The 760-nt window shown below is 75.8% G+C and carries 1 pseudogene; it reads right to left on the bottom strand.

The features are described from left to right. Nucleotides 1-545 (bottom strand): annotated as a pseudogene (locus LPA54_RS33755) (pyroglutamyl peptidase); the annotation flags it as partial. Between the last annotated feature and the right edge of the window lie 215 nt (nt 546-760).

The following is a 760-nucleotide window of genomic DNA, read 5'->3' as shown; positions in this document are numbered from 1 at the left end:
TCCCGGTCCAGCGTGAACGGGTCGAAGCCGGTCACCAGCACCCGCTTCAGGCCCGTGCGGCGGGGGAGGACGGAGGTCTGCCCGCGCGAGGTCCGCTCCAGCGTGTCGAGCAGCTTCGCCCGCCGCGCCTCGTCCAGCCCGAACCGGGGCTCCCAGCCGCGCAGCTCACGCGCCATGCCGAGCCGTGCCCAGTACAGCGGCCGGTCGTCGTCCCGGCTCAGGTCGCCGCCCGCCGGGCCCCGGCCCTGCGCCCGGTCGACCGCTCCGCGCCACAGCGCGGAACCCTGCCGCTCCACGACCCGCCGCGCCTGAGCGTAGGAGCGGGTCCGGTCCAGGGCGCGGGCGAAGGCGGGCGCCACCGTGTCGAAGCCGGAGCGGCGGAGTATCTCCCGCGGCGCCGCCTGGTCGAGGCGCAGCTCCTCGACGGTGGGCGGCGCGGCGGATCCGGGGGCCACCCGGCCGGCGGCCGTGGCGGTGGCGGGGGCGGACAGGGCGGTCAGCAGGTCCAGACCGTGCTCACCGATGCGCACACGGGGTGAGATCACAGGTGGAGGGCCTTCCGTCGTCGTGGGGTACGGGTGGATGCCGGAAGCCCGCAGTATCGCGTGACCGGCATGGAGCGCACCACGGTGCGAAGGACACCGTCCGACCGGCGCGGGAAGGCCCCGTGGCCGAATGTGAAGGGTTGGTACGGGATTCCTCCCGCGGACCGGATCCCCGGCCGCCGGAGCGGGTCAGCGGTTAACGTCGGGTCCCGGCG

The sequence above is a fragment of the Streptomyces sp. DH12 genome (assembly GCF_020873895.1).
In the GTDB taxonomy this organism is placed as follows: domain Bacteria; phylum Actinomycetota; class Actinomycetes; order Streptomycetales; family Streptomycetaceae; genus Streptomyces.
Note: the sequence above shows the minus strand (reverse complement) of the source record. Positions and strands in the feature narration are given on the sequence as shown.